The 5,568-nt window shown below is 65.6% G+C and carries 3 protein-coding genes and 1 pseudogene; all 4 read right to left on the reverse strand.

The annotated features are described in order from the left end of the window. Positions 1-296: pseudogene (locus DQP58_RS25690) on the reverse strand (DUF3566 domain-containing protein); the annotation flags it as partial. A 78-nt stretch (positions 297-374) separates the two neighbouring features. Further along, entirely contained in the window at positions 375-2,894 is a 2,520-nt protein-coding gene (gene gyrA, locus DQP58_RS25695) for a DNA gyrase subunit A (RefSeq protein WP_112710887.1), read from the reverse strand. A 51-nt stretch (positions 2,895-2,945) separates the two neighbouring features. Further along, entirely contained in the window at positions 2,946-4,979 is a 2,034-nt protein-coding gene (gene gyrB / locus DQP58_RS25700) for a DNA topoisomerase (ATP-hydrolyzing) subunit B (protein ID WP_112710888.1), read from the reverse strand. 256 nt (positions 4,980-5,235) lie between these two features. Continuing rightward, positions 5,236-5,568, reverse strand: a 333-nt coding sequence (locus tag DQP58_RS25705; protein WP_114149373.1) for a DciA family protein, incomplete at its 5' end; no start/stop codon positions are given.

Here is a 5,568-nt window from a genome sequence, read left to right on the forward strand (position 1 = left end):
GGGCGTGGTCGTCCCGCCGGATGACTACGACCATTGGGCGCCGAAGGCGGACGCCGGGCCTCGACGCCGCCGGCCTGGCCCGAGGGCCGCTTCTCGGTGGGCGGTTCGTTCTGCCGGGGCCCCGGATGCTGGGGTCGGGTGCCACCGCGCTGCCACGGTGGCCCGTCCCCACCGTCTTGGGCGCGGCCACCCTGTGCCGGTGGCGCCGCGCGGCGCACACCGGCTCGCTCGACCGAACCATCCCCGTTGGGGGCATCCCCCTTTTTGGGGGCGCCCGGCTCGTTCGGTGAGGTCACCCCGACTCCTTAGGTCTGCTACTCGGGCCGCCAGGCGGCCCGACCGTCATCGGGCTGAGTCTAGTGGCTCGCTACCGACTAGCTGTCCGACTCCGTGGCACCGTCGAGTTCCTCGACGACTTCGTCCGCGTTCGCTTCGGCGTTGCGAGCGATGGCCAGCAGCGTGTTCTCTTCACCCAGGTTCATCAGGCGCACGCCCTTGGTCTGCCGTCCCGCCTTGCGGACCTGGCCCGCTGCGGTGCGGATGACGCCCCCTCCCGAGGTGATCGCGTACAGCTCGCTGTCCTCATCGACAATCAACGCACCAACCAGCCTGCCACGCCGGCGGTCGTACATCACCGTCAGGACGCCCTTGCCGCCGCGGCCCTGCACCGGATACTCCTCGATCGCGGTGCGCTTGGCATACCCACCCGACGTGGCCACCAGCAGATAGGTGCCCTCGCGGACCACGTTGAGCGACAACAGGTAGTCGTCAGCGTTGAACCGCATGCCCTGCACACCCGAGGTGGCGCGGCCCATCGGGCGCAGCGCTTCGTCGGTCGCCGAGAACCGGATGGACTGGCCGTTGGCCGAGACCAACAGCAGGTCCTCGTCGGCGGAGCAGAGCACCGCGCCGACGAGCTCGTCATTGTCGCGCAGGTTGATCGCCACGATTCCGCCCGAGCGGTTGGAGTCGAAGTCGGTCAGCTTGGTCTTCTTCACCAGACCGTTGCGGGTGGCCAGCACCAGGTACGGGGCATCCTCGTAGCCGCGGATCTGAATGACCTGGGCGATGCGCTCCTCGGGTTGGAAAGCCAGCAGGTTGGCGACGTGCTGACCGCGCGCCGTTCGCGACGCCTCCGGCAGTTCGTACGCCTTGGCCCGGTAGACCCGGCCCTGCGTGGTGAAGAACAGGATCCAGTCGTGCGTGGAGCACACGAAGAAGTGCCGCACGATGTCGTCCTGCTTCAGGCCGGCGCCCTGCACACCCTTGCCGCCACGTTTCTGGCTGCGGTACAGGTCGGTCTTGGTGCGTTTGGCGTAACCGGTCTCGGTGATGGTGACGACGACGTCCTCGCGGGCGATCAGGTCTTCGTCGTTGACGTCGCCGTCGGCGGCGATGATCCGGGTCCGGCGCTCGTCGCCGTGCTTGTCGACGATCTCGGCGAGCTCGTCGTGCACGATGCGGCGCTGCCGCTCCGGCTTGGCCAGGATGTCTTCCAGGTCCGCGATCTCGGCTTCGATCTTGGCCAGGTCGTCGATGATGCGCTGGCGCTCCAAGGCGGCCAGCCGACGCAGCTGCATATCCAGGATCGCCTGGGCCTGGATCTCGTCGATGTCCAGCAGCTCGATCAGGCCGGCCCGGGCGATCTCGACGGTCTCCGACGCGCGGATCAGGGCGATCACCTCGTCGAGCGCGTCGAGCGCTTTGACCAGACCGCGCAAGATGTGCGCCCGCTCGTTGGCCTTTCGTAGCCGGTAGGTGGTGCGCCGGACGATGACGTCGAGTTGATGCGCGACGTAGTGGCGGATCATCTGGTCGAGGCGCAGCGTGCGCGGCACCCCGTCGACGATCGACAACATGTTCGCCCCGAAGCTGGTCTGCAGCTGGGTGTGCTTGTAGAGGTTGTTCAGCACCACCTTGGCCACGGCGTCGCGCTTGATCTCCACCACGATGCGCAGGCCGACGCGGTCGCTGGACTGGTCCTCGATGTTGGAGATGCCGGCCAACTTGCCGTCGCGCACCTGCTCGGCGATCGAGGTGATGAAGTTGTCGTGGTTCACCTGGTAGGGCAACTCGGTGATCACCAGGGAGGTGCGGCCGCGTGAATCCTCTTCTACCTCAACGACTCCGCGCATCCGGATCGACCCGCGGCCGGTGGTGTAGGCATCGTGGATGCCTTGCGATCCGACGATCAGACCGTGGGTGGGGAAGTCCGGACCCTTGACCCGCTCGCAGACCGCGGTCAGCGTCGCCTCTTCGTCGGCTTCGTGATTGTCCAGGCACCAGTAGACGGCTTCGGCCAGCTCGCGCAGGTTGTGCGGCGGGATGTTGGTCGCCATACCCACGGCGATACCGCCCGAGCCGTTGGCCAGCAGATTGGGGAACCGGCTGGGCAGCACGGTCGGTTCCTGCACACGACCGTCATAGTTGGGGATGAAATCGACTGTCTCCTCGTCGATTTCGCGCAACATCTCCATCGCGAGCGGGGTCAGTCGCGCCTCGGTGTACCGCATGGCGGCCGGCGGGTCGTTGCCGGGCGAACCGAAGTTTCCCTGCCCGTCGACCAACGGGTAGCGCAGCGACCACGGCTGCGCCATGCGCACTAGAGTGTCGTAGATCGATGCGTCGCCGTGCGGGTGATAGTTACCCATCGTCTCGGCCACCGAGCGCGCCGACTTGGCATGGCTTCGGTCCGGGCGGAACCCGGAGTCGTACATCGCATAGAGCACCCGGCGGTGCACCGGCTTGAGACCGTCGCGCACCTCGGGCAGCGCACGCCCGACGATGACGCTCATCGCGTAATCGATATAGCTGCGCTGCATCTCCTGCTGGATGTCGACCGGTTGGATCCGGTCGACGGAGTCGTCGCCCGGCGGCAGCGTGGTGTCAGTCATGAATTCCTCGTTGGTCGGTCAACGGTGGCCGGTCGGAATCGCTCAGACGTCTTAGACATCTAAGAAGCGAACGTCCTTGGCATTACGGGTGATAAAGCTGCGGCGCGCGTCGACGTCCTCGCCCATCAGGATGGAGAACAGCTCGTCGGCGGCCGCGGCGTCGTCGAGGGTTACTTGGCGCAGCACCCGGACGGTGGGATCCATTGTGGTTTCCCACAATTCCTTGGCGTCCATTTCGCCAAGACCCTTGTAACGCTGGATACCGTCGTCCTTGTTGATCTTTTTGCCCGCCTTCTGGCCGGCCTCCAGCAAGCCGTCGCGCTCGCGGTCGGAGTAGGCGAATTCGGGATCGCTGCGTTGCCATTTGAGCTTGTACAGCGGCGGTTGCGCCAAGAATACGTGCCCGTGTTCGATCAGCGGTCGCATGAACCGGAACAGCAGCGTCAGCAGCAACGTCGAGATGTGCTGGCCGTCGACGTCCGCGTCGGCCATCAGCACGATCTTGTGGTAGCGCAGCTTGGTGATGTCGAACTCGTCGTGGATGCCGGTGCCCAGCGCGGTGATGATCGCCTGGACCTCGGTGTTCTTCAAAACCCGGTCAATGCGGGCCTTTTCGACGTTGATGATCTTGCCGCGCAGCGGCAGGATGGCCTGGAACATCGAGTCGCGGCCGCTCTTGGCCGAGCCGCCCGCCGAGTCACCCTCCACCACATACAGTTCCGACTTGCGCGGATCGGTGGAGCGGCAGTCGGCGAGCTTGCCGGGCAGCCCGCCGAGATCCGTTGCGCTCTTGCGGCGCACCAACTCTCGTGCTTTGCGGGCGGCGATGCGGGCCTGCGCCGACGACACCGCCTTGTTGACCACGACCTTGGCGTCCGCGGGGTTGGCTTCGAACCAGTGCGTGAGTTGTTCGTTGCAGACCTTCTGCACGAACGACTTCACCTCGGTGTTGCCCAGCTTGGTCTTGGTCTGGCCTTCGAACTGCGGCTCGCTGACCTTGACTGAGATCACCGCGGCCAGGCCTTCGCGGATGTCATCGCCGGTGAGGTTGGGGTCCTTCTCCTTGAGCAGCTTCTTGTCTTTGGCGTACTTGTTGACCACCGTCGTCAGCGCGCTGCGGAAGCCCTCCTCGTGCGTGCCGCCCTCGTGGGTGTTGATGGTGTTGGCGAAGGTGTGCACCGACTCCGAGTAGCCGCCGTTCCACTGCATCGCGATCTCGACCTCGTGGCCGGGACCCTTGCCGTCGAAGTCGATGATGCTCTGCTGAATCGGGCTCTTGGTGCGGTTGATGTGTTTGACAAAGTCGACCAGGCCACCGGGGTAATGGAAGGTGCGGTGCTTAACCTTATGCGGCGCAGTGGATTCCGCGGCCTTCTCCTCCGCCGACTTGGGCGCTTCGGCGGTGTCGCTGACGACCTCGTCGACCACCTCTTCGTTGCTCACCCGTTCGTCGGTGAGGTTGATGGTCAGACCCTTGTTGAGGAAGGCCATTTCCTGCAGCCGGCGCGCCACCGTCTCGAAGTCGTATTCGGTGGTCTCGAAGATATCCGGGTCGGCCCAGAACCGGATCGTGGTGCCGGTGCGCTTGGTCGCCTCGCCCTGTTTGAGGGTGCCGGGGACCGCGCGGTCGTAATACTGCGACCATTCGTGGCCGTCGCGGGCGATGTCGACCTCGAGCCGCGTCGAGAGCGCGTTGACCACCGACACACCGACGCCGTGCAGACCACCACTGACGTTGTAGCCGCTGTTCTCGCCACCGAACTTGCCGCCCGCATGCAGCTGCGTCATCACGACGTCGACGGTGGGGGCGCCGGTCGCGTGCATCGCCACCGGAATACCGCGCCCGTTGTCGGAGACCTCGACGCTGCCGTCGTCGAGAATCCTGACGTCGACCTTGTCGGCGTAGCCTGCCATCGCCTCGTCGACCGAGTTGTCCACCACCTCCCAGATGAGGTGGTGCAGACCACGCTCACCGGTGGACCCGATGTACATACCGGGGCGTTTGCGGACGGCCTCGAGACCCTCGAGCACGGTGATCGCTGAAGCGCCGTAATCGTTTTGTGCCTTCTTCTTCTGGGCAGCCACGGTCGGAATGCTCTCCTTGGGGTTTCATGCGGGCGGTTCCTCATCACCGCAACAGTCGCATCCTGCCAGTCTAGCGTGAACGGGCGTCCGCACCGATTTTCTGGCCGCGTTTCTACCCAGCTAACCGCGCCGTGCGCACGATTTCTTCATTCTTGCCGCGTCCCGACGTGCGTCGAGGGGGTCCGCGTCGTCCTGGCGGATTTCAGCGGCCTGTGGACGAAGCGTGATCTGGGGATCCACGGCGAACACCAAACCCCTAGCCGTAGGTGTCGCGCGGCCCTCGTCCAGCGATATGACGCGGCCCCTTCCGCCAGGAGGGGGCGGCCGGGCCGGTGATCTTCAACGACGTCACCACGCCGTTGCCGACCGCGGCGGCGATTTTGGCCAATAACTGCGACTGAATCATCCGCAGCTGGGTCGCCCACGCCGTCGATTCGGCGGCCACGCTCAGCACACCGTCGTTCAGTGCGGTCGGCACCGCGTGGTCGGCGATCTGGTGGCCGACGACGGTGGCCCAGTTGCCCAGCACCGTGCCCTCGGCGACCTGCGCGGACCACCCCCGTTTTTTCGCCAGGTCGCGCGCCAGGCT

The organism is Mycobacterium colombiense, assembly GCF_003284975.1.
Lineage (GTDB): Bacteria > Actinomycetota > Actinomycetes > Mycobacteriales > Mycobacteriaceae > Mycobacterium > Mycobacterium europaeum_A.